This is a genomic window from Schumannella luteola (genome assembly GCF_013408685.1).
GTDB classification, from domain to species: domain Bacteria; phylum Actinomycetota; class Actinomycetes; order Actinomycetales; family Microbacteriaceae; genus Schumannella; species Schumannella luteola.
The window spans coordinates 78417-98658 of record NZ_JACBZY010000001.1 but is presented as its reverse complement, the minus strand read 5'-3'; the positions used below and the strand labels follow the sequence as shown (position 1 = coordinate 98658).

Genomic DNA, 20242 nt, shown 5'->3' with positions numbered 1-20242 from the left:
TCTGCCGGCGGACCGACGCTGAGCGAGTCGGCTCAGTGCGAGCCGGGCACGTAGGCGGCGATGCCGGCCTCGATGATCTTCTCCGCCTCGGCGGTGTCGCCCCAGCCCTCGGTCTTGACCCACTTGCCGGGCTCGAGGTCCTTGTAGTGCTCGAAGAAGTGCTCGATCTCCTTGCGGGTGTACTCCGGGATGTCGTTCACGTCCTGGATGTGCGACCAGCGCGGGTCCTTCGCGGGCACGGCGATGACCTTGGCGTCGCTGCCGCCGTCATCCGTCATGTTGAAGACGCCGACGGGGCGCACCTTCACGCCGACGCCCGGGAACAGCGGGTAGTCGAGCAGCACGAGCACGTCGACGGGGTCGCCGTCGAGGCCGAGGGTGTTCTCGAAGAAGCCGTAGTCGGTGGGGTAGACGAAGCCCGTGAAGAGCACGCGGTCGAGGAACACGCGACCGGTCTCGTGGTCGACCTCGTACTTGTTGCGGCTGCCCTTGGGGATCTCGATGACGGCGTCGTAAGCGGCCATGTCGGGGGTTCTCCTCGTTGATCGGATGCGGGTCTCAGAACACGGCACCGGATGCGGCGGCGCGAGACACCCCATAACGTTATCCGGTGCCCGATCGACCCCGGCTGACCCCCGCCATCGCCGACACCCGGCGGGCGGTGCGCGAGTCGTTCGCGGGACTGCCGGCCGACGCGCTCGTGCTCGTCGCGCTGAGCGGCGGACCGGATTCCCTCGCGCTCGCCGCCGCGACCGCCTTCGAGGCGCCCCGCGCGGGACTCCGCGGCGGCGCCGTCGTCATCGACCACGGGCTGCAGGAGGGATCCGCGACGATCGCCGCCGGGGCAGCCGAGACCGCGCGCGCGCTCGGCCTGCATCCCGTCGAGGTCGTGGCCGTCGAGGTCGCAGCGCGCGGCGACGCCGCACACGAGGGGCCGGAGGCGGCCGCCCGCGACGCCCGCTACGCCGCCCTCGTCGCGACGGCGCGCGCGACCGGCGCCGCCGCCGTGCTGCTCGGGCACACCCTCGACGACCAGGCCGAGACCGTGCTGCTCGGGCTCGCGCGCGGGTCGGGGGCGACGAGCATCCGCGGGATGGCCGCCGTGAGCGGACCCGCCGTCGGCGGATCCGGGCTCTATCGTCGGCCGCTGCTGGGGCTGCGCCGCGCATCCACCCTCGCCGCCTGCGCCGACGCCGGGCTCGACCCGTGGACCGACCCGCACAACGTCGATCCGGCGTACGCCCGGGTGCGGGTGCGGCAGAGCGTGCTGCCCGTGCTCGAGACCGAGCTCGGTCCGGGTGTCGCCGAGGCCCTCGCCCGCACCGCCGCCCAGGCCGCCGAAGACGCGGATGCGCTCGACGCGATGGCCGAGGAGGTCGCCGAAGACGTCGTCGAGCTCGAGGAGGCCGGGGTCTCGCTCAGCGTGAGCGCGCTCGCGGCGAACCCGGCGGCGCTGCGGCAGCGGCTCATCCGGCTCGTCGCGAACTCGGAGTTCCACGTCGCGCTGAGTCGCACGCAGACGCTCGAGGTCGCCCGCCTCGTGACCGACTGGCATGGCCAGGGGCCGATCGACCTGCCCGGATTCACCGCCGAGCGGCGCGGCGGGCGCCTCCACCTCATCTCGACGCGCGCCGGCGAGCTGACCGGTCAGAAGCCCCCGCACGACCACTGACCCGGAGGCCGCGCCGACCCGATTAGGCTCGGCGCATGGAGACCTCCGACGTCGCGAACGATCTGGCCGACATCCTCGTCACCGAGGAGGAGATCCACGCCAAGCTGGCCGAGCTGAGCCGGCAGATCGAGGCCGACTACGCGGACCGCGAGATCCTTCTCGTCGGCGTGCTGCGCGGCGCAGTCATGGTCATGGCCGACCTCGCACGCGAGCTGCGCGCCCACGTCGAGATGGACTGGATGGCCGTCTCCTCCTACGGCTCGGGCACCAAGTCGAGCGGCGTCGTGCGCATCCTCAAAGACCTCGACAGCGACCTGACCGGCCGCCACGTGCTCATCGTCGAGGACATCATCGACTCGGGCCTCACGCTCTCCTGGCTGCTCGAGAACCTGCGCAGCCGCGGCGCCGCGAGCGTCGAGATCTGCGCGCTGCTGCGCAAGCCCGACGCGGCCAAGGTCGAGGTGCCGGTCAAGTACATCGGCTTCGACATCCCCAACGACTTCGTCGTCGGCTACGGCCTCGACTACGCCGAGAAGTACCGCAACCTGCGCGCTGTCGCGGTGCTCGCACCGCACGTCTACAGCTGACCTCGCGGGGGTCCCGTCACGCTCAGCGGGATGCGGGTGCGCCTCCGGCGAACATGCAGGGCTCGCAAAGAGACAGAGCGTTACTCTGACTTCCACGTATTCCTAGGAAGGATGCGGGCACGGCCCGCACAAGCATGGACTTCAAGCGCATCTTCCGCGGGCCGCTGATCTGGGTCGCGATCGCGGTCATCCTCGGCCTCGTCGGATTCAGCTTCCTGAGCAGCCAGGGCTACCGGGACATCCCCACGCAGGACGGCATGAGCCTCCTCAAGGGCAGCGACGTCAAGGAGGTGAAGATCACCGACGGCGAGCAGCGCGTCGACCTGATCCTCAAGAAGGCGTACACCAAGGACAAGACCGACTACGGCACCCAGGTGCGCTTCAACTACGTCGAGGCCCGCGCGGAGGACGTGAAGACCGCGGTCGACGACTCCGGCGCGAAGTACACCGACGACGTGCCGACGACCAACTGGTTCATGAGCATGCTCGGCATCCTGCTGCCGTTCCTCATCATCGGCGTGATCTTCTGGTTCCTGCTCTCGAGCATGCAGGGCGGCGGCAACCGCGTCATGCAGTTCGGCAAGTCGAAGGCGAAGCTGGTCTCGAAGGAGAGCCCGAAGGTCACCTTCGACGACGTCGCCGGCAGCGACGAGGCCGTCGAGGAGCTGCACGAGATCAAGGACTTCCTCAAGGACCCGGCCAAGTTCCAGGCCGTCGGCGCGCGCATCCCCAAGGGCGTGCTGCTCTACGGCCCTCCCGGAACCGGCAAGACCCTACTCGCCCGCGCCGTCGCCGGCGAAGCCGGGGTGCCGTTCTACTCGATCTCGGGTTCCGACTTCGTGGAGATGTTCGTGGGTGTCGGCGCGAGCCGCGTGCGCGACCTGTTCGAGCAGGCGAAGCAGAACTCGCCGGCCATCATCTTCGTCGACGAGATCGACGCGGTCGGCCGCCACCGCGGCGCCGGTCTCGGCGGCGGTCACGACGAGCGCGAGCAGACGCTGAACCAGCTGCTCGTCGAGATGGACGGCTTCGACGTCAAGACCAACGTCATCCTCATCGCGGCGACGAACCGCCCCGACATCCTCGACCCGGCGCTGCTGCGTCCGGGCCGCTTCGACCGCCAGATCGGCGTGGATGCGCCCGACCTCAAGGGCCGCGAGAAGATCCTGTCGGTGCACGCCAAGGGCAAGCCGATGGCGAAGGGCGTCAACCTCGAGGTGCTCGCCCGCAAGACGCCCGGCTTCACCGGCGCCGACCTGGCGAACGTGCTCAACGAGGCCGCGCTGCTCACCGCGCGCAGCTCGGCGCAGCTCATCGACAACCGGGCCCTGGATGAGGCGGTCGACCGCGTCATGGCCGGTCCGCAGCGTCGCACCCGCGTGATGAACGACAAGGAGAAGCTCATCACGGCGTACCACGAGGGCGGCCACGCTCTCGCGGCGGCCTCGATGCGCCACACCGACCCGGTCACGAAGGTCACGATCCTGCCGCGCGGACGCGCCCTCGGCTACACGATGGTGCTGCCGCTGGAGGACAAGTACTCGGTCACCCGCAACGAGCTGCTCGACCAGCTGACCTACGCGATGGGCGGCCGCGTCGCCGAGGAGATCGTCTTCCACGACCCGACCACGGGCGCGTCGAACGACATCGAGAAGGCGACCAGCATCGCCCGCAAGATGGTCACCGAGTACGGCATGTCGGCCGACATCGGCGCCGTCAAGCTGGGCCAGTCGCAGGGCGAGGTCTTCCTCGGCCGCGACATGGGGCACCAGCGCGACTACTCCGAGGACATCGCCGAGAAGGTGGATGCCGAGGTGCGCACCATCATCGAGGCGGCCCACGACGAGGCCTGGCAGGTCCTCAACGACAACCGCGACATCCTCGACAACCTCGCCCGCGAGCTGCTCGAGAAGGAGACGCTCGATCACGACCAGCTGGCCGAGATCTTCTCCGATGTGCGCAAGTTGCCCGAGCGCCCGCTCTGGCTGTCGTCGTCGAACCGCCCGCTGAGCGACCTGCCGCCGATCGAGATGCCGAGCAAGGCGCCGGTCGACCCGGAGGCCGTGGACGGCGGCGTCGACAGCGGCGAGCCGAGCCCGGCGAAGCCGGCACGCGCCCCGCGCCCCTCGGGCAACCCGGGCCTCTCGCCCGCCTGAGCGCGATGACGGACGACACCGGGCGCAGCGTGGCGGCCGACCAGGCCGCCGCGCCCGGTGTCGCGCCTGTCCCGGCTTCGTCCGCTCCGCGGCGCCGACCGGTCACGGTGCCGCAGATCATGGGCGTGCTCAACGTCACGCCCGACTCCTTCAGCGACGGCGGCGAGTGGTCGGAGACCCGCGCCGCGATCGAACGCGGTGGCCTGCTGTTCGAGCAGGGCGCCACGATCATCGACATCGGCGGCGAGTCGACCCGGCCCGGCGCGACGCGCGTCGACCCGGAAGAGGAGCGCCGGCGCATCCTTCCGGTGATCCGCGAGTTGAGCGACCGGCGCATCCCCGTCAGCGTCGACACCGTCAACGCCCGCACGGCCGCCGAGGCGATCACCGCCGGCGCCGTGATCGTCAACGACATCTCCGGCGGCCTGGCCGACCCGGGCATGGCGGAGGTCGTCGCCGACGCGGGCGTGCACTTCGTCGTGATGCACTGGCGCGGCGGGGCGGATGCGCCCACCGAGTACCGTGACGCGGTCGCCGAGGTGCGCGCCGAGCTGAAGCAGCGCATCGCCGAGCTCGCGGTCGCCGGCGTCGCCCTCGATCGCATGATCCTCGACCCCGGCATCGGCTTCGGTCACACGCCCGAGCAGAACTGGCAGCTGCTGCGCGGCATACCCGAGCTCGCCTCGCTCGGGCACGGCGTGCTCGCCGCGGTATCGCGCAAGCGCTTCATCGGCGGGGTGCTGCCCGAGACCGCGAGCGTGCTCGACCGCGACCTGCCGACCGCCGTGACCAGCGCGCTCGCCGCCGAGAGCGGAGCCTGGGCGGTGCGTGTGCACGACGTGCCCTCGACCCGCACCGCGCTGACGACCTGGGCGGCGTGGCGTGACGGCGGCGTCATCGACCGCGAGGAGCAGTGATGCCGACCACCGCACCCCAGGACGGCGAGCTCGGCCCGCTGCCGCTCGACCGCATCCGCGTCACCGGACTGAAGGCCTTCGCCCACCACGGCGTCTTCGACCACGAGCGCGAGAACGGCCAGCTCTTCGTCATCGACGTCGAGGTGCGGCTGCCGCTCGGCCCCGCCGCCGGCGGCGACGACCTCGCCAGCACCGTGCACTACGGCGAGCTGAGCGAGCAGGTCGTCGCGGCGGTGGAGCGCGACCCGGTCGACCTGATCGAGACCGTCGCCGAGCGCATCGCCGCGGTCGCCCTGAGCTGGCCGGCCGTGCGCGAGACGACCATCACCGTGCACAAGCCGAGCGCCCCGATCACGGTGCCCTTCGACGACGTGAGCGTGACGATCACGCGACGCCCGGCCTCCGCCTCCGCCTCGGCATCCGCATCCGCCTCGGAAGGAACCGCATGACCGACGTGCCCCGCACCGCCGTGATCGCCCTCGGCGCCAACCTCGGCGAGCGTGAGACGACGATCCGCCAGGCGGTCGCCGAGCTCGAGGCCACCGAGCAGATCGACGTGCTCGCCGTGTCGCCGCTCTACGACTCGGTCGCCCTCACGCTGCAGGGTCGCGACGAGTCGAAGCCGGGCTACCTCAACGGCGTCGCGCTCGTGACGACCACGCTCGACCCCGAGACGCTGCTCGCCGTGCTGCAGGGCATCGAGACCGCGCACGGGCGCGAGCGCGTCGAGCGCTGGGGCGATCGCACGCTCGACCTCGACATCGTCGACTTCGCCGGGATGACCCGCGACTCCGACCTGCTGACGCTGCCGCATCCGCGCGCCGTCGAGCGCGATTTCGTGCTGCGCCCCTGGCTCGACGTCGATCCGGATGCGCAGCTCGTCGGCGAGGGCCGCGTCGCCGACCTGCTGGCCCGCCTCGACCGGAGCCGCTGAGCATGGGACGAACCACCGCGGGCACGCTCATCGTGCTCGGCGTGATCGGCGGCGTGGCGACCTTCCTGCTGCAGACCGCCGTCACCTCCGCCGGCGCCGCGCGCTACGAGCCCGCCGTCAGCCTGCCGATCGCGATCGTCGTCATCGCCGCGATCGTGATCATCCTCGCGGTGCCGATCTACCGCACCACGCGCGGCCACAGCCCGCGCCCGGTCGACCCCATCCTCGCCACCCGCGTCGCCCTGCTCGCGAAGTCGAGCTCGCTCGCCGGCGCCCTGCTCGTCGGCGCCGCGCTCGGGCTGGTCGGCTACCTGCTCACCCGCTCGGTGGCCGGGGTAGGGTCGATGCTCATGGCGTTCGCCGCCCTGGGCGGCGCGATCATCCTCCTCGTGGCGGGGCTCGTAGCCGAGTTCCTCTGCACGGTGCCCCCGCACGATGACGACGATCACGACCACGACCCTCCGGGCAGCGTGCGCTCCTAGGGACGCGACCCCGCCGGAGCTGTCGGCCGGCCGCAGCGAGAGGATGCCGTGAGCGACACCCCCGAGAACCCCGGCCCCGCGCCGGCGCCCGGTGCGACGGTGGATGAGCGCCGGCTCGAGCCCGTCGCCGGCGAGTGGCGTCGCGTGTCGCCGAAGTACCTGCGCTACGACCTGGTGTCGACCGCGATCTGGACGGTGATCTTCACCGTCGCCGTGACGCTGCCGTGGCTGCTCAGCGGGCAGCGCATCTGGGGGCTGCTGCTCATCCCCATCGCCGTCTTCATCACGATGGTGCTCGTGCTCGCGTTCACGCCCCGGCGCGTGCGGGCGATCGGCTATCAGCTGCGCGACGACGACCTCGTGCTGCGCAAGGGCATCCTCTTCCACCGCACGGTCGCCGTGCCCTACGGGCGCATGCAGCTCGTCGACGTCACGCGCGGACCCATCGAGCGCGCGCTCGGACTCAGCCAGCTCAAGCTCGTCACGGCCGCCGCGGCGAGCAACGTGCTCATCCCCGGTCTCGCCGAGGCCGACGCGGATGCGCTGCGCGACCACCTCGTCGAGCTCGCCGAGACCCGCCGGGCCTGCCTGTGACCGACGGGCCTGTGACTGACGGGCCGGGCGGAGTCGGGCCGGGCGCCGTCGTGCCCGATGGCGAGCTCGCCGACGACGAGTGGCACCGCCTGCATCCGGCCACCCCGCTGCTGCGCGGCGGACTGCTGCTGATCGCGATCGGCGGCTTCCTCTTCGCGCAGTTCCGCGAGCGGCTGCTCGACTTCGTGATCGGCGTCGCCGACGGACGCGGCCAGCGGGGCGGCGGCGGACGCGACCGCGACCCCGTCGACTGGCTGATCAACTCGGGCTACGTGCCGCTCGCGCTCGGGGCGCTCGTGCTGCTGGTGCTCATCGTCATCCTGCTGTTCTGGCTGTCGTGGCGCATGCACACCTACCGTGTCACCGCCGAGCTCGTCGAGGTGCGCAGCGGCGTGCTGTTCCGCACCCACCGCAAGGCGCGACTCGACCGCATCCAGGGCGTCGACATCTCCCGGCCCGTGCTCGCCCGCCTGCTCGGCGCGGCGAAGTTCGAGGTGCAGGTCGCCGGCGACGACGCCAACGTGAAGCTCGACTACCTGCGGTCGCGGGATGCGGATGAGCTGCGTCTCGAGATCCTGCGGCTCGCCTCGGGCGTGCAGGCGGCGAAGCGGGCGACGGGCGCTGCCGGCGGCGGGGTCGGCGGTGCGGCGGCGGGGGCTGCCGGCGCGGGAGCCGCGAGCGGCGTCGCCGGGGCACCGGGTGCACCCGCGACCGCGAGCGCCCGGCTCTCCGGTTTCGTGGACGACCGCGTGCAGGACTTCCTCGCGCCCGAACTCGACCCGAACGCGGCGCCGCCGCAGTCGGTCGTCGAGATGTCGGCCAAGCGCCTCATCGGCTCGACGATCGTCAGCGACGCGACGCTCTGGCTGCTCGTGCTCATCGCCGGCAGCATCGTGACCGTCGCGCTGAGCGGTGAGTTCTGGATCCTGTTCACCGCCGTGCCGCTGGTGCTCGGATTCGGGTCGTACCAGGTGCGCAAGGTGATCAAGTTCCTGCGCTACACGATCGCGTCGACCGAGCACGGCATCCGCGTCGGCTACGGCGTGCTCGCCACCGCCAACGAGACGATCCCGCCCGGGCGCATCCACTCGATCTCGGTCAACCAGTCGCTGATCTGGCGGCCGTTCGGCTGGTGGCACATCCGCATCAACCGTGCTGCGCGCTCGGGGCACGGCGGCAACGGCGACGGCCAGCAGCAGCAGAACGCGATCGTGCTGCCCGTCGGCAGCCGTGACGACGCCCTGCGGGTGCTGCACCTGCTGCTGCCCGGCCACGACGCCGACGAGCTGCTGCCGGTGCTCGCGAGCGGCTTCGGCCGCGATCGCGGCGCCGGCGACTTCACGACCTCGCCGCGGCGTGCAGCCGTGCTGCGCTGGTTCTCGTGGCGGCGCAACGGCTTCGGCTACCTCTCGGATGCGGTGCTGCTGCGCCGCGGAGCGATCTGGCGCGAGCTCGTCGTCGTGCCCTTCGCGCGCGTGCAGAGCGTCGCCGCATCCCAGGGCCCGCTCACGCGGGCGCTGCGCCTCGGCGTCGTCGACGTGCACACCGTGCAGGGCCCGATCTCGGCCCGGCTCGGCGCGCTCGACGTGCGGGATGCCGAGAGCCTGTTCGCCCACGTCGCCGCCTCGGTCGTGACGGCGGCGGCCGGCGACACCTCGCACCGCTGGGGCGTCGCCGCCGCGACGGGTGCCCCGCCGCTCGTGATCGACCGTGTTGCCGCGGTGGCGGACCCTGCGCACCCCGATGCCCGGGGTGTCGCTTCACCCCCGTCATCGACGGCATCCTCGCCCGCGACCCCTTCGCAATTCAGGACCGAAGCGGGCGCAATTCAGGATGCGGCAGCCGATTCGGGCGGAAATTCCCCTGAACAGGCTTCCGATCCTGAATCGCGAGACTCCGGAGCAGACGAGGACGAGCGGGAGGAGCGCGCGTGAGCGGCATCGGAACCCCGCCCGACCGCCGGTCGGGACGCCTCGGCGTGGGCATCGTCGGCGCCGGCCGCGTCGGCCCCGTGCTCGGCGCGGCGCTCGGCGGCGCCGGTCACGCGATCGTCGGCATCAGCGCGGTCTCGCAGGAGAGCCGGGATCGGGCGGATGCGCTGCTTCCGGGCGTGCCGGTGCTGCCGGTTCCCGAGGTGGTCGAGCGCAGCGAGCTCGTGATCCTCGCCGTTCCCGAAGACCAGCTGCCCGAGCTCGTCGCCGGGCTCGCCGCGACCGGCAGCTGGCAGCCGGGGCAGCTCGTGCTGCACACCGCGCCCGGTCACGGCACCGCGGTGCTGGCGCCCGCGATGGCGGCCGGTGCGATCCCGCTGGCGCTGCATCCGGCGATGGCGTTCACCGGCACCAGCCTCGATCTCGCTCGACTGCAGGAGAGCTGGGCCGCCGTCACGGCGCCCGCGCCCGTGCTGCCGATCGCGCAGGCGCTCGCCGTCGAGATGGGTGCCGAGCCCGTCGTCGTGCCGGAGCAGGATCGACCCGCCTACGCCGAGGCGATCGCCACCGCATCCTCGTTCTCGACCGCGATCGTGCAGCAGTCGATCGGCCTGCTGCGCGGCATCGGCATCGACGAGGCCGGGCGTCTGCTGGGCCCGCTCGTGCGCTCCGCCGTGGATAACGCCCTGCGCGGCGCGGCTCCGGCTCCGGTCGAACCGCCGCTCGACTGAGTCGTGACGCGGGCGTGATCCGAGCTTCCGCGGGTCAGGCGAGCAGGCCGCGCAGGTCGTCGGCGGTGAAGGGTGCGGAGAACAGCTCGCCGTCGTCGACGACCTCGTCGAAGAGTCGGCGCTTCGCCGCGCCGAGCGCGAGCACCTTCTCTTCGATCGTGTCGTTCGCGACGATCCGGTAGACGTTGACCGGCTTCGTCTGGCCGATGCGGTGGGTGCGGTCGATCGCCTGCTCTTCGGCGGCGGGATTCCACCACGGGTCGAGCAGGAAGACGTAGTCGGCCTCGGTCAGCGTGAGCCCGAAGCCGCCGGCGCGCAGGCTGATCAGGAACACGGGGGCGTCGCCCTCGCGGAAGCGGCGGATGACGTCCTCTCGCCGCAGCGTCGATCCGTCGAGCTGCTCGGTCGCGATGCCCGCGGCCTCGAGCCGCGCGCGCACGAGCGACAGGTACGAGGTGAACTGGCTGAAGACGAGGGCGCGGTGCCCCTCCGACCGCAGCTCGTCGAGCTGCTCGACCAGCGCATCCAGCTTCGCCGAGGGGATGCCGGCCCCGGCTCCGGCGGACCCTGGCCGGGTGGCAGCGATCGAAGCCGCGCGCTCCGCGGCCCTCTCCGCGTCGGCACCGAACGGCGGCGGCTGGGGTGCCTCATCCACCGCTCCGAGCTCGTCGTCGATGAGCCGCGGGTCGAGCGCGAGCAGCCGCAGCAGCGTGAGCGAGCGGAAGACGATGAAGCGGTTGCGGTCGAGATCGTCGACGAGTCCGAGCAGCTTCTGCCGCTCGCGCTGCAGGTAGCGGTCGTAGATCGCGCGGTGCTCGGGCGCGAGATCGACGCCGATAGCCTGCTCCTGCTTGGGCGGCAGCTCGCTCGCGACCGCCGCCTTGGTGCGACGCAGCAGCAGCGGGCGGATGCGGTGGCGCAGCTCGTCGATCCGCTCGCTCTTGGCGACCTTGATGTAGCGCTGATCGAAGCGGATGCGCGACGGGAACAGCCCGGGCGCGACGAGCCGGAACAGCGCCCACACGTCGAGCAGGCTGTTCTCGAGCGGGGTGCCCGTGATCGCGTAGCGCACGGGGGCGTCGAGGTCGGCGACGGTCTGGTGGATCTGCGACGCCGGGTTCTTCACGAACTGCGCCTCGTCGAGCCAGACGGCGCTCCAGCGGCGGGTCGTGAGGCGCGGCGCGCGGCGTCGGTCGGGCGCCCCGGGATGCACGGCGCCGCCCCCGTCGAGGCGCAGCACCGCGTAGGTCGTGACGACCACATCCACGTCGTCGGGCAGCGGCGATCGCGTGCTGTCGACGATCGCGACGCGCAGGGTCGGGGCGAAGCGGGCGAGCTCGGCGGCCCAGGTGCCGACGACCGACGACGGCGCGACGACGAGGTGCGGGGGAGCGGCGGATGCGGCGGTCGAGGCGGCGTCGGTGCTCCTGCCGTCGCCGGCGCCGTCGGTGCCCTCGGCGTCCGAGCGCGCGTGCACCATGAGCGCGATCGTCTGCACGGTCTTGCCGAGCCCCATGTCGTCGGCGAGCACGCCGCCGAGCCGGTGCTGCCAGAGGTGCGCGAGCCAGCGGAATCCGTCGAGCTGGTAGGGCCGCAGCTCGGCCGCGAGCGCGGCCGGGGGATCGATCGGCGGAGGCGCGGTGCGCAGCGCGGCGGCGGTCGCGCGCCAGTCGAGCGCGGCCGGCTGCTCGTCGGCGAGGTCTTCGAAGGGCTCGAGCAGGGTCGCGCGGTAGCGGCTGAGGCGCGGCCCGGTCTCCCACTCATCCAGCTCGGCGCCCTCGTCGATGAGCTCGCGCAGCCGATCGAAGACGGGCTGTTCGAGGTCGAGGTAGCTCTTGTCGACCATGAGCATCTTCGTGCGGCCCTTGCTCAGCGCGGCGAAGAGCTTCGCGAGCGGCACCGTGTAGTCGCCGACCGTGACGACGAAGCCGAGATCGAGCCAGTCGTGGTGCTCGCTCTCGACCGCGGTGAGCTTGAGCTCGGGCGTCTCGGTGCGCTTGCGGTAGGCGGGGCGGGTTCCTGTCTCGATCACGCGGATGCCGTCGAGCTTCAGCAGCGGAATGCGCTCGGCCGTGAACTCGGCGGCGTCGACGCCGCGGAGCAGCGGCGGCACCTCGGCCGGAACCGGAGCGCTCGCGGGGTCGCGCGGTTCGCGCAGCTCGCCGAACCAGGTCTCCCAGCGGGTGACGATGCGGTCGCGCGCGCCGTGCTCGACGATCAGCACGGCCTCGTCGCGCAGGTCGGGCAGGGTGAGGCCGACGCCCTCGACGGCGACCCGGCGGGCGAGTCGAGGGAAGTAGGCGCGCCAGAACTCATCGGCGTCGGCGGCGGGGATGCGCACAGCGCCGCTGCGCAGCGCCTCGGCGGCGCCGGCGGGAGAGCGGCCGGGCGAGCGGTGCGGCGCCGGGACATCGGCGCCGACGGGCGCAGGGTTCGCGTCGACCGCGAACGGCGCCAGCAGCACGTTCGCCAGCGCGGGGGCCTTGCCGCTCTTCGCGGGCGTGCGCCCCGCATCCCAGACGTAGAGGCCCTGCTCGCCGAGCAGCCCGCTCGGCGCGACCTCGGCGCCGTCGACCCGGGCGACGGGATGCACGATCACGCCGGTCGCGGCGCCGCTCGCGCCGTCAGCGTCGCCGCGCGCCGAGGAGGCGCTCGCACCCCGAGCATCCCGGTCGGGCAGCAGCTCGACCACGACCGCGGCGCCGCCCGCGAGCCGCACCTCGCCGTCGCCGCCGCGCACGCCGCCGGCGAAGCGGATGCCGAGCTGCTGCGCCTCGGCGAGCAGCGGCCAGAGCACGGGGCCGGCGAGGTCGTCGAGGTACAGCCAGTCGGGTTCGTGGGCGCGGTAGCCGTCGGAGCCGGCCCGGTGCAGCGCCGCGAACTGCCCGAACCAGCGCACCTGCGCAGGGTCGAGTCGCAGCCGCTCGACCGTGAAGCCGAGCGAGCCCCAGCCGACGGACCCGGTCGTCCAGTTGCCGGTCGCGCTGCGCAGTGCGGGCCGCACGGCGAGCCGGTGCTCGCGCCCGGGCTCGAGCGCCGCGGCGGGCTCGGCCTTCGGCGCCGTCCACTGACTGCCGGTGCGCGTGATCGCCCGCAGCTGGAACAGCAGCGCGAGCTCGGCGTTCGGCGGCGGCAGGATGCTCGGCCCGGCCGGCCCGGATCCGGTCGAACCGGGGGCGCCCGCGCCGGATCCACCGGAGCCCGTGACGCCGCCACCGCCCCGCCCGAGCCGCGCGCGCCAGTCGGCGGAGGGCTCGGGATCGATCACGCCTTCATGCTGACACGCGCCGCCGACGTCGACGGTCGCCAGGTCGGCCGTATCTCACGTCGTGGACACCGCTGTCCCGCTCGCCTCATCTCCGTGATCCCGCTCATAGGCGCGCACGCGTCGCAGCTGGCGCAGCGAGATGACGATGAGGGCGATCCACACCGCGCCCAGGAGGCACACCAGGCCGACGTGGACGCGCACGTCGAATCCGCCGCCGCCGACGATGTTCGAGACCTGCGTCAACAGCAGACCCGTGTACAGCAGCGAGATCCCGACGAGATTCAGCGGAATCGTGGTCGTCAGCATCAGTGCCGTCCGTGCCGCTGCCGCCCGGTCTCCGTCGTCGAGCGGCTCCTGCTTGCCCTGCACGACGACGCGGCCGATCCGACGTGCCCTCTCCAGGTCTCCGCCGGTGATGTCGCGGGCTCGTCGCGAGATGCGGATGGATGCCAGGATCCAGGCGATCGCCGCGACGAGCACGGGAAGCGCGGCCACCTCGATCGGATCCAGCCCTCCGTCGTCGCCGAGCGCGAAGCGCAGCACGAGAGCGAGCACGAGCATCGCCAGCAGGGCGGCGACGAACGCGATCGTCGTGATCGTCACGACCCTCCGCACCTCACCGCGGGCGACCGGCACGTACTCGTCGGCGTCGGAACGGAGCCGGTCCGCACGGCGGCGGACCAGCTCGCCCAGCGGCTCGGCGGCGGCGACGAGCGCCAGCGGCAGCAGCGCCGCGATGGCGATCGCCCACCATGCCGATCCGAGGAGGACGCCGCCGACGAGCACCAGAGCAGAGCCTGCTCCGCTCAGCGTCCACGACAGGATGCGCGCGCGCCGACGCGCGCGAGAGGGCCGCCCGGCGACCCGCCACCAGGCCGCGATCGACCCCAGTGTGATCGCTCCCGCCATGCCGAATCCACCGCCGAAGCTGGACAGCGTCAGCGGGAGCGGACTTGCATCGGCGATCGATGCGAAACCGTGAGGAGTCGAGATCAGGAGCAGCACCCAGCCGCCGATCATCAGCCACGGCGTCAGCACGACCATCAGCACATAGGCGAGAACGCGCACCGCTCCTCCTCATCCCGGGCCGGAGCGAGCCCTCGTCGACTGCGGGGCACGCTACGCGCGAAGCTGACGCGAACTCGCCTGCTCCCAGGCGACTACCATCGTTCCCCGTGTCCGCCGCATCCGACCGCCCCGAGGTGATCGAGTCGATCGCCGCGCTGCGCGAGCGCTTCCCAGCCGGCACGGTCGCCCTCGTTCCGACCATGGGCGCCCTGCACGCGGGGCATGTCGCGCTCGTGGATCACGCTGCCGCGCTCGCGCGCGAGACCGGCGGCGAGGTGGTCGTCTCGATCTTCGTGAACCCGCTGCAGTTCGGGCCGAATGAGGATCTCGCGCGGTACCCACGTGACCTCGACGCCGACCTCGACACGCTCGCCGGGCACGGCGTCGCCGCCGTCTTCCACCCGAGCGTCGAGGAGATGTACCCGCAGGGTCCGTCGCAGACGCGTGTGACTGCCGGCGAGGTCGGCGGCCTCTGGGAGGGCGCGAGCCGCCCCGGCCACTTCGACGGGATGCTGACCGTCGTCGCGAAGCTGCTCGGCATCGTCCGCCCCGCCGCCGCCGTCTTCGGGCAGAAGGACGCGCAGCAGCTCTTCCTCGTGCAGCGCATGGTGCGCGACCTCGACATCCCGAGCCGCATCGTCGGCGTCGACACGGTGCGGGCGGATGACGGACTCGCGCTCTCCAGCCGCAACCGCTACCTCGGCGACGACGAGCGCATCGCCGCGCGCGTGCTGAGCGCGGCGCTCGCCGCGGCCCGCGCGACCGCCGCCGGCGCGACCGCGGCCGGCGATGGAGCCGCGCCCGCATCCGCCGTGCGCGCCGCCGCCGAGGCCGTGATCACGGACGAGCCGCTCGCCGCCCTCGACTACCTTGGGATCGTCGACCCGGCCACGTTCCATCCGGTCGACGACGAGTTCCGGGGCGAGGCCCGCGTCATCATCGCGGCGAAGGTCGGCCCGGCCCGTCTGATCGACAACGGAACCCTCGACCTCCGCCCCGGCGCCACCGACTGAACCGCCCGCACCTGAACCGCCCGCGACCTGAACTGAGAGACATGACCTCCGAGCGCGACGCCCAGCCCACCGCATCCACGCCCGCCGCGGGCGCGAGCGACGTGAAGCCCGGTGCCGACAAGTCGAAGCAGCAGGCCGCGAAGGCCGCCGCGAACACTGCCGCGCCCGAGGTCGACGCCCCGGAGACCAGCGCCGAGGAGGTCGCCGAGCAGAAGGCCGTGCGCCTCGCCAAGCGCGAGCGCCTCATCGCCGAGGGCGACGAGGCCTACCCGGTGAGCCTGCCGATCACGACCACGATCCCCGAGCTGCGGGCGCGCTTCGGCGACCTCGAGGCGGATGCCGCCTCGGGCGAGCAGGTCGGCGTCGCCGGCCGCGTCGTGCACCTGCGCAACACCGGCAAGCTCTGCTTCGCGGCCCTGCAGTCGGGCGACGGCAGCCGCATCCAGGCCATGATCTCGCTCGCCGAGGTCGGCGAGGAGTCGCTGCAGCGCTGGAAGGAGCTCGTCGATCTCGGCGACCACCTCTTCGTCGCCGGCGAGGTCATCTCGAGCCGCCGCGGCGAGCTCAGCATCATGGCGACCGAGTGGCGCATCGCATCGAAGGCGATCCTGCCGCTGCCGAACCTGCACTCCGAGCTGAGCGAGGAGACGCGGGTGCGCCAGCGCTACCTCGACCTGATCGGCCGCGAGCAGGCGCGCCAGGTCGTGCAGACCCGCGCGACGGTCATGAAGAGCCTGCGCAGCACCTTCGACGCCCGCGGCTACACCGAGGTCGAGACCCCGATGCTGCAGACGATCCACGGCGGCGCGAGCGCGCGTCCGTTCTCGACGCACTCGAACGCCTTCGACACCGAGCTGTTCCTGCGCATCGCGCCCGAGCTGTACCTCAAGCGCGCGGCGGTCGGCGGCATCGATCACGTCTACGAGATCAACCGCAACTTCCGCAACGAGGGCGCCGACTCGACCCACAGCCCCGAGTTCGCGATGCTCGAGGCGTACCAGGCCTACGGCGACTACGAGTCGATCGCCGAGCTCACCCAGACGCTGATCCAGGATGCGGCGCGCGCCGTGTTCGGCTCGACGACGGTGATCCTGCACGACGGCACCGAGTTCGACCTCGGCGGCGAGTGGCGCCGCATCCGCATGTACGACTCGCTGAGCGAGAACGCTGGCGTCGAGATCACGCCGCAGACGAGCGTCGACGAGCTGGCGAAGCTGGCCGAGAAGCTGGATGTCGAGGTCAAGACCCCGACGCACGGCAAGTACGTCGAGGAGCTGTGGGAGCACTTCGCGAAGGACGACCTCGTGCAGCCCACCTTCGTCATGGACTTCCCGCTCGACACCTCCCCGCTCGTGCGCGAGCACCGCACGACGCCCGGCGTCGTCGAGAAGTGGGACCTCTACACGCGCGGCTTCGAGCTGGCCACCGGCTACTCCGAGCTGGTCGACCCGGTCATCCAGCGCGAGCGCTTCGTCGAGCAGGCCAAGCAGGCGGCGCGCGGCGACGACGAGGCGATGCGTCTCGACGAGGAGTTCCTGCGCGCGATGGAGCACGGCATGCCCCCGATGGGCGGCATGGGCATGGGCATCGACCGCCTGCTGATGGCGCTGACCGGACTCGGCATCCGCGAGACGATCCTCTTCCCGCTGGTCAAGTAGGGCCGCGGGCAGGTCGGCCCGGCGGGCGGGCAGGGCTCCCCGTCGTGGGCGGCGCATCCGCCCCGGCAGAATGAGCGGCACATGAGCATCTCGTCTGCCCAGCTGGCGCGCGATCGCGCCGTCGGCCGCATCGCCGCCGTCGCGTTCGCGGTGGTGGTCGGATGCGGCGTGCTGGTCGGTCCGATCGGCTCGACGATCGGCGGCGTGGCCGGGCTGGGGCCGCTGCCGTGGCCGTTCTTCCTGGCGGTCGCCCTCTCCTTCGGCGTGCTGACGGTCGTGACCTGGGCGCCGGGCCGCCGCAACGTGGGAACGCGGGCGCAGGGGCGCGTGCTGCTCGGCATCTCGCCGGGCCTGGTCGCCTTCGCCGCGGTGAGCTGGGGTCTGATCTGCTTCCTCACCGCCGGGCGCGTGCCGATCGGCGTCTCGGGTTCGCCCTACGCGGTGACGGCGCTGATCGGTCTGGGCATCGGCATCCTCGCCGGCGCGCGCACGAAGTCGCCCACGCCCAAGCCGCCGCCTCCCGTTCGGCGTCGCGTGCTGACGAAGCTGCCGCGCTTCGCCTTCGATCGCTTCACGGTTCCGACGGCCGGCTTCTCGCTCGACGCCCCGGCCGAGTGGATCGAGGTGCAGCGACTCGCCCGCCCCGAGCCGTGGGTCGCGCACGTCGTCGGCGAGATCGAGCAGGCGCAGCCGGCGGGGTTCACCGACGCCGAGCGTGCCGCCGTCACCGCGGCACTCGCGGCGGCGTGCGCGCGGTGCGCGGCCGAGGGGGTCGACGGCTTCCTCGCCTTCGCCGGCTGGGATGCGCCCGTGCTCGTCACGGCTCGCCGCGTGGCGGGGGAGCAGCGCCGAGGACTGGATCCGGCCGGATGGGTGGAGGCGGCGGCCGGTCGCGCGCCCGGTCGCGTGAACTCCTTCACGACCCGCAGCGGCATCCGCGGTGTCTCCTCGTATCGCTCGGTGCCGCCGCACCCGGCGCCCGCCGCGCCGGCGACACCCGACGTGCCGATAGCGTCGCCGGCGCGGGCGGACTTCGCCTTCCAGGTCGACGACGAGATCTACGCGCTGAGCCTCGTCGCCGAGAGCCGTGCACAGCTGAACGAGGTGCTCGACGACGTGAGACGGCTCGTGCGCTGCGTCGATCACGGCTCGGTCGCGACGCAGCGCGGGGCGGCGCGCGCGCCGAAGCGCGCCTCCAGGCCGCGGCGGAAGCCGGGTGCCGAGCCGTCGTCCTGACCCCGAGTGTGGCGCGGCGACGCGCATCCGCCCGGTTAGGGTTGCGGGGTGAGCGATCTGAACGGCCCGGGCGGCGGCAAGCAGCCGCAGAAGCCCTCGATGGCGCGCATCCTCATCTGGGTGGGCGTCGCCGCGGTCGCGGTCTGGCTCATCATCTCGGGCATCTCGGGCATGATCGCCCGCGGAGAGCTCTGAGATGGATCGCAAGAGCTCGCGCTTCATCGCGATCGCCGGTCTCGTCGTGATCATCGCGGTGGTGGCGGTCGCGTACGCGCTCGGCGTCGGGCGCTGAGCCGATCCGTCCGCTGAACTCGCCGGGGCGGCTGCGCGGTCCCGCTCGCCGTCGGGTCGGCGCGCATCCGGCCCGGGTTATCCTGAGCGCATGAGCCCCTGGAATACCGCGCTGCTGTCGATCCTGCCGACGCTCGTGGTCGGGGGCATCTTCTGGTTCACGATGCGCGCGATCTTCCGTGCCGACCGCACCGAGCGCAAGGTCTACAGCCGCATCGAAGCAGAGGAGCGCGCCAAGCTCGGCCTGCCGCCCGTCGCAGCCGGCGCCGAGAAGGTCGCCCCGCCCGCGAGCTGACCGCCCCGGTCGCGTTCCGTCGCCCGCCCGCCCGCCTTCTCCGCGACTCCGCGAAAGTACGCACTCTGCGGGCCTCAGGCGGCGTGTCGCGTCGCAATCCGCGTACTCTCGCGGAGTCCGCGATCAGCGGACGACGAGCAGTTCGCCCACCTCGCAGTCGAGCGCGTCGCAGATCGCCGTCAGGGTCGAGAAGCGGATCGCCCGGGCGCGGTCGTTCTTCAGCACGCTGAGATTCACGATCGAGACGCCGACGAGCTCGCTCAGGCGAGTGAGTGTCATCTCGCGCTCGGCGAGCAGCTCGTCGAGTCGGCAGTGGATGCGCCCCGCGTCGTCGTCGGGTCCGGCCGGCGCCATCAGACCGAATCCGTGCGGTCGCCCCGCGCGACGGCTGCCGTCATCAGACGAGCCCGTCCGTGTCGCGGCGCAGGCGCGTTCCGATGCGGATCGCCACGGCCGCCGCGAGCACGACGAAGCCCGCGCCGATGCCGCTCGGGTCGACCTCGAAGCCGGCGCGGATGCCGGGCACCGTGTCGCTCAGCTCGAACGCGGCCTGCATGCGCGCGAAGCCGCCGGCGGCGAGCGAGATCATCGAGCCGAAGACGAGGATGATGCCGGTCGCGAGGGCGGCGCGGAACAGCAGCCGGCTGAACGGCAGCGCCCGCCCGACGCTCCACAGCAGCAGCGCCGAGGCGAGGGCGACGGCGGTCGCGGTGAGCGCGCCGAAGCCGACGTCGAGGGCGTGCAGCGCATGCACGCCGCCGCTCAGGTCGGCGGTGTCGACGCTGATCTCGGTCGCGCGGGCGCCGCCGCTGAGCGGGCGCGAGGCGAGCAGCGGCAGGGTCGCGCTGCCGGTCGCGGCGGCGACGGTGTGCAGGATGCCGAAGGCGAGGTTGCCGGCGCCCACGACGACGGCGATTGCGGCGAGCACGCGCAGGGCCACGCGATCGGCGCGGTGCACGTCGCGGTCGCGGGGGTCTGCGGCGCGACCGGCGGGGGCCGGGGCCGGGGCGGAGGCGGAGGCGGACGCGGGCGTCGGGGATGCGGCGGCACCCATCAGACGAGCCCGTCGCTGTCGCGCTCGGCCCGCTCGGCGCGAGCCCGCTGCTCCTCGGCTTCCTGCTGCAGGCGGAGCCGCTCGGGGTCGATGCGCCGCGCGGCGCGCATGATCAGCGCGACGACCACGACGATCACGATCACGATCACCGCGAGCACGCCGACCACGAGCAGCAGGTGCCAGCCGATGAAGGCGTTTCCGAACATTCCCATGTCGACTCCCGTGTTTATCGATTGCCGATAACTTAACGACTGTCGATAAGTCGCGCAAGCCGCGCATCCGCTCGTCGCGACCCCGGGGCGACGCGGCGCGCAACCCGGTCACGCCCACGGCGAACAGGGGCAGGAAGGGCCGC

21 protein-coding genes are annotated in these 20242 nt (G+C 72.5%); 15 read left to right on the top strand and 6 right to left on the bottom strand.

The features are described from left to right. Window positions 1-32 precede the first annotated feature (32 nt). On the bottom strand, window positions 33-524 hold the full coding sequence (gene ppa / locus BJ979_RS00450) for an inorganic diphosphatase (RefSeq protein WP_179564146.1): 492 nt from the start codon (window positions 522-524) through the stop codon (window positions 33-35). 86 nt (window positions 525-610) lie between these two features. Here ppa and tilS point away from each other — a divergent pair, with 86 nt between their 5' ends. From tilS to BJ979_RS00400, 10 genes are all read left to right on the top strand, one after another. Continuing rightward, window positions 611-1672: a tRNA lysidine(34) synthetase TilS gene (gene tilS / locus BJ979_RS00445; RefSeq protein WP_179564144.1), complete on the top strand. Its 1062-nt coding sequence runs from the start codon at window positions 611-613 to the stop codon at window positions 1670-1672. Window positions 1673-1707: 35 nt separating this feature from the next. Further along, a complete protein-coding gene (gene hpt / locus BJ979_RS00440; RefSeq protein WP_179564136.1) occupies window positions 1708-2259 on the top strand; it encodes a hypoxanthine phosphoribosyltransferase in 552 nt (183 codons plus the stop codon). A 134-nt stretch (window positions 2260-2393) separates the two neighbouring features. Further along, window positions 2394-4415 (top strand): ATP-dependent zinc metalloprotease FtsH, encoded by a 2022-nt coding sequence (ftsH, locus tag BJ979_RS00435; protein WP_179564134.1) that lies wholly within the window; start codon window positions 2394-2396, stop codon window positions 4413-4415. Between the two features lie 5 nt (window positions 4416-4420). After that, window positions 4421-5332 (top strand): dihydropteroate synthase, encoded by a 912-nt coding sequence (gene folP, locus BJ979_RS00430; RefSeq protein WP_246286653.1) that lies wholly within the window; start codon window positions 4421-4423, stop codon window positions 5330-5332. After that, a complete protein-coding gene (folB, locus tag BJ979_RS00425; protein ID WP_179564132.1) occupies window positions 5332-5781 on the top strand; it encodes a dihydroneopterin aldolase in 450 nt (149 codons plus the stop codon). The genes folP and folB overlap by 1 nt, the downstream gene beginning before the upstream one ends. Further along, a complete protein-coding gene (gene folK / locus BJ979_RS00420; RefSeq protein ID WP_179564130.1) occupies window positions 5778-6266 on the top strand; it encodes a 2-amino-4-hydroxy-6-hydroxymethyldihydropteridine diphosphokinase in 489 nt (162 codons plus the stop codon). The genes folB and folK overlap by 4 nt, the downstream gene beginning before the upstream one ends. A gap of 2 nt (window positions 6267-6268) precedes the next feature. Beyond that, window positions 6269-6748 carry a DUF3180 domain-containing protein gene (locus tag BJ979_RS00415; protein WP_179564128.1) on the top strand — a complete coding sequence of 160 codons (480 nt, stop codon included), beginning with the start codon at window positions 6269-6271 and terminating at the stop codon, window positions 6746-6748. Window positions 6749-6796: 48 nt separating this feature from the next. After that, the gene (locus BJ979_RS00410) at window positions 6797-7342 is read left to right on the top strand and encodes a PH domain-containing protein (RefSeq protein WP_425502435.1); all 546 of its coding nucleotides are present in this window, start codon (window positions 6797-6799) and stop codon (window positions 7340-7342) included. Window positions 7343-7353: 11 nt separating this feature from the next. Next, window positions 7354-9276: a PH domain-containing protein gene (locus BJ979_RS00405; protein ID WP_179564126.1), complete on the top strand. Its 1923-nt coding sequence runs from the start codon at window positions 7354-7356 to the stop codon at window positions 9274-9276. Then, on the top strand, window positions 9273-10004 hold the full coding sequence (locus BJ979_RS00400; RefSeq protein WP_343046529.1) for a Rossmann-like and DUF2520 domain-containing protein: 732 nt from the start codon (window positions 9273-9275) through the stop codon (window positions 10002-10004). Before BJ979_RS00405 ends, BJ979_RS00400 begins: the two co-directional genes overlap by 4 nt. Before the next feature lie 34 nt (window positions 10005-10038). Here the strand turns inward: BJ979_RS00400 and BJ979_RS17395 are convergent, their stop codons facing one another. Both BJ979_RS17395 and BJ979_RS00390 read right to left on the bottom strand, forming a co-directional pair. Further along, window positions 10039-13272 carry a DEAD/DEAH box helicase gene (locus BJ979_RS17395; RefSeq protein WP_343046528.1) on the bottom strand — a complete coding sequence of 1078 codons (3234 nt, stop codon included), beginning with the start codon at window positions 13270-13272 and terminating at the stop codon, window positions 10039-10041. A 54-nt stretch (window positions 13273-13326) separates the two neighbouring features. Beyond that, window positions 13327-14340, bottom strand: coding sequence for a hypothetical protein (locus tag BJ979_RS00390; RefSeq protein WP_179563968.1), 1014 nt, complete (start codon window positions 14338-14340; stop codon window positions 13327-13329). A gap of 107 nt (window positions 14341-14447) precedes the next feature. Here BJ979_RS00390 and panC point away from each other — a divergent pair, with 107 nt between their 5' ends. The 5 genes from panC to BJ979_RS00365 all read left to right on the top strand — a co-directional run bounded on the left by panC (window position 14448) and on the right by BJ979_RS00365 (window position 18833). Continuing rightward, window positions 14448-15353 carry a pantoate--beta-alanine ligase gene (gene panC, locus BJ979_RS00385; protein WP_425502434.1) on the top strand — a complete coding sequence of 302 codons (906 nt, stop codon included), beginning with the start codon at window positions 14448-14450 and terminating at the stop codon, window positions 15351-15353. A 41-nt stretch (window positions 15354-15394) separates the two neighbouring features. After that, entirely contained in the window at window positions 15395-17011 is a 1617-nt protein-coding gene (gene lysS / locus BJ979_RS00380; RefSeq protein WP_179564116.1) for a lysine--tRNA ligase, read from the top strand. An 81-nt stretch (window positions 17012-17092) separates the two neighbouring features. After that, a complete protein-coding gene (locus BJ979_RS00375) occupies window positions 17093-18247 on the top strand; it encodes a hypothetical protein (protein WP_179564114.1) in 1155 nt (384 codons plus the stop codon). A gap of 48 nt (window positions 18248-18295) precedes the next feature. After that, window positions 18296-18442, top strand: a complete 147-nt coding sequence (locus BJ979_RS00370) for a hypothetical protein (protein ID WP_179564112.1) — start codon at window positions 18296-18298, stop codon at window positions 18440-18442. A gap of 187 nt (window positions 18443-18629) precedes the next feature. Next, the gene (locus BJ979_RS00365; protein WP_179564110.1) at window positions 18630-18833 is read left to right on the top strand and encodes a hypothetical protein; all 204 of its coding nucleotides are present in this window, start codon (window positions 18630-18632) and stop codon (window positions 18831-18833) included. 123 nt (window positions 18834-18956) lie between these two features. On the opposite strand, the gene BJ979_RS00360 is transcribed toward BJ979_RS00365, so the two are convergent. From BJ979_RS00360 to BJ979_RS00350, 3 genes are read right to left on the bottom strand one after another with little or no spacing between them, the layout of a single operon-like run. Further along, complete coding sequence (locus BJ979_RS00360) at window positions 18957-19187, bottom strand: helix-turn-helix domain-containing protein (RefSeq protein ID WP_179564108.1); 231 nt, start codon at window positions 19185-19187, stop codon at window positions 18957-18959. 43 nt (window positions 19188-19230) lie between these two features. After that, window positions 19231-19887: a hypothetical protein gene (locus BJ979_RS00355; RefSeq protein ID WP_179564106.1), complete on the bottom strand. Its 657-nt coding sequence runs from the start codon at window positions 19885-19887 to the stop codon at window positions 19231-19233. Then, entirely contained in the window at window positions 19887-20099 is a 213-nt protein-coding gene (locus tag BJ979_RS00350) for a hypothetical protein (protein WP_179564104.1), read from the bottom strand. The genes BJ979_RS00355 and BJ979_RS00350 overlap by 1 nt, the downstream gene beginning before the upstream one ends. Window positions 20100-20242: the final 143 nt, after the last annotated feature.

What these genes read in the sequence shown, in the direction of transcription:
- ppa (WP_179564146.1), bottom strand. Translation starts at nt 524, where the DNA reads ATGGCCGCTTACGACGCCGTCATCGAGATCCCCAAGGGCAGCCGCAAC.
- hpt (WP_179564136.1), top strand. Translation starts at nt 1,708, where the DNA reads ATGGAGACCTCCGACGTCGCGAACGATCTGGCCGACATCCTCGTCACC.
- ftsH (WP_179564134.1), top strand. Translation starts at nt 2,394, where the DNA reads ATGGACTTCAAGCGCATCTTCCGCGGGCCGCTGATCTGGGTCGCGATC.
- folP (WP_246286653.1), top strand. Translation starts at nt 4,421, where the DNA reads ATGACGGACGACACCGGGCGCAGCGTGGCGGCCGACCAGGCCGCCGCG.
- folB (WP_179564132.1), top strand. Translation starts at nt 5,332, where the DNA reads ATGCCGACCACCGCACCCCAGGACGGCGAGCTCGGCCCGCTGCCGCTC.
- folK (WP_179564130.1), top strand. Translation starts at nt 5,778, where the DNA reads ATGACCGACGTGCCCCGCACCGCCGTGATCGCCCTCGGCGCCAACCTC.
- BJ979_RS00415 (WP_179564128.1), top strand. Translation starts at nt 6,269, where the DNA reads ATGGGACGAACCACCGCGGGCACGCTCATCGTGCTCGGCGTGATCGGC.
- lysS (WP_179564116.1), top strand. Translation starts at nt 15,395, where the DNA reads ATGACCTCCGAGCGCGACGCCCAGCCCACCGCATCCACGCCCGCCGCG.
- BJ979_RS00375 (WP_179564114.1), top strand. Translation starts at nt 17,093, where the DNA reads ATGAGCATCTCGTCTGCCCAGCTGGCGCGCGATCGCGCCGTCGGCCGC.
- BJ979_RS00365 (WP_179564110.1), top strand. Translation starts at nt 18,630, where the DNA reads ATGAGCCCCTGGAATACCGCGCTGCTGTCGATCCTGCCGACGCTCGTG.
- BJ979_RS00360 (WP_179564108.1), bottom strand. Translation starts at nt 19,187, where the DNA reads ATGGCGCCGGCCGGACCCGACGACGACGCGGGGCGCATCCACTGCCGA.
- BJ979_RS00355 (WP_179564106.1), bottom strand. Translation starts at nt 19,887, where the DNA reads ATGGGTGCCGCCGCATCCCCGACGCCCGCGTCCGCCTCCGCCTCCGCC.
- BJ979_RS00350 (WP_179564104.1), bottom strand. Translation starts at nt 20,099, where the DNA reads ATGGGAATGTTCGGAAACGCCTTCATCGGCTGGCACCTGCTGCTCGTG.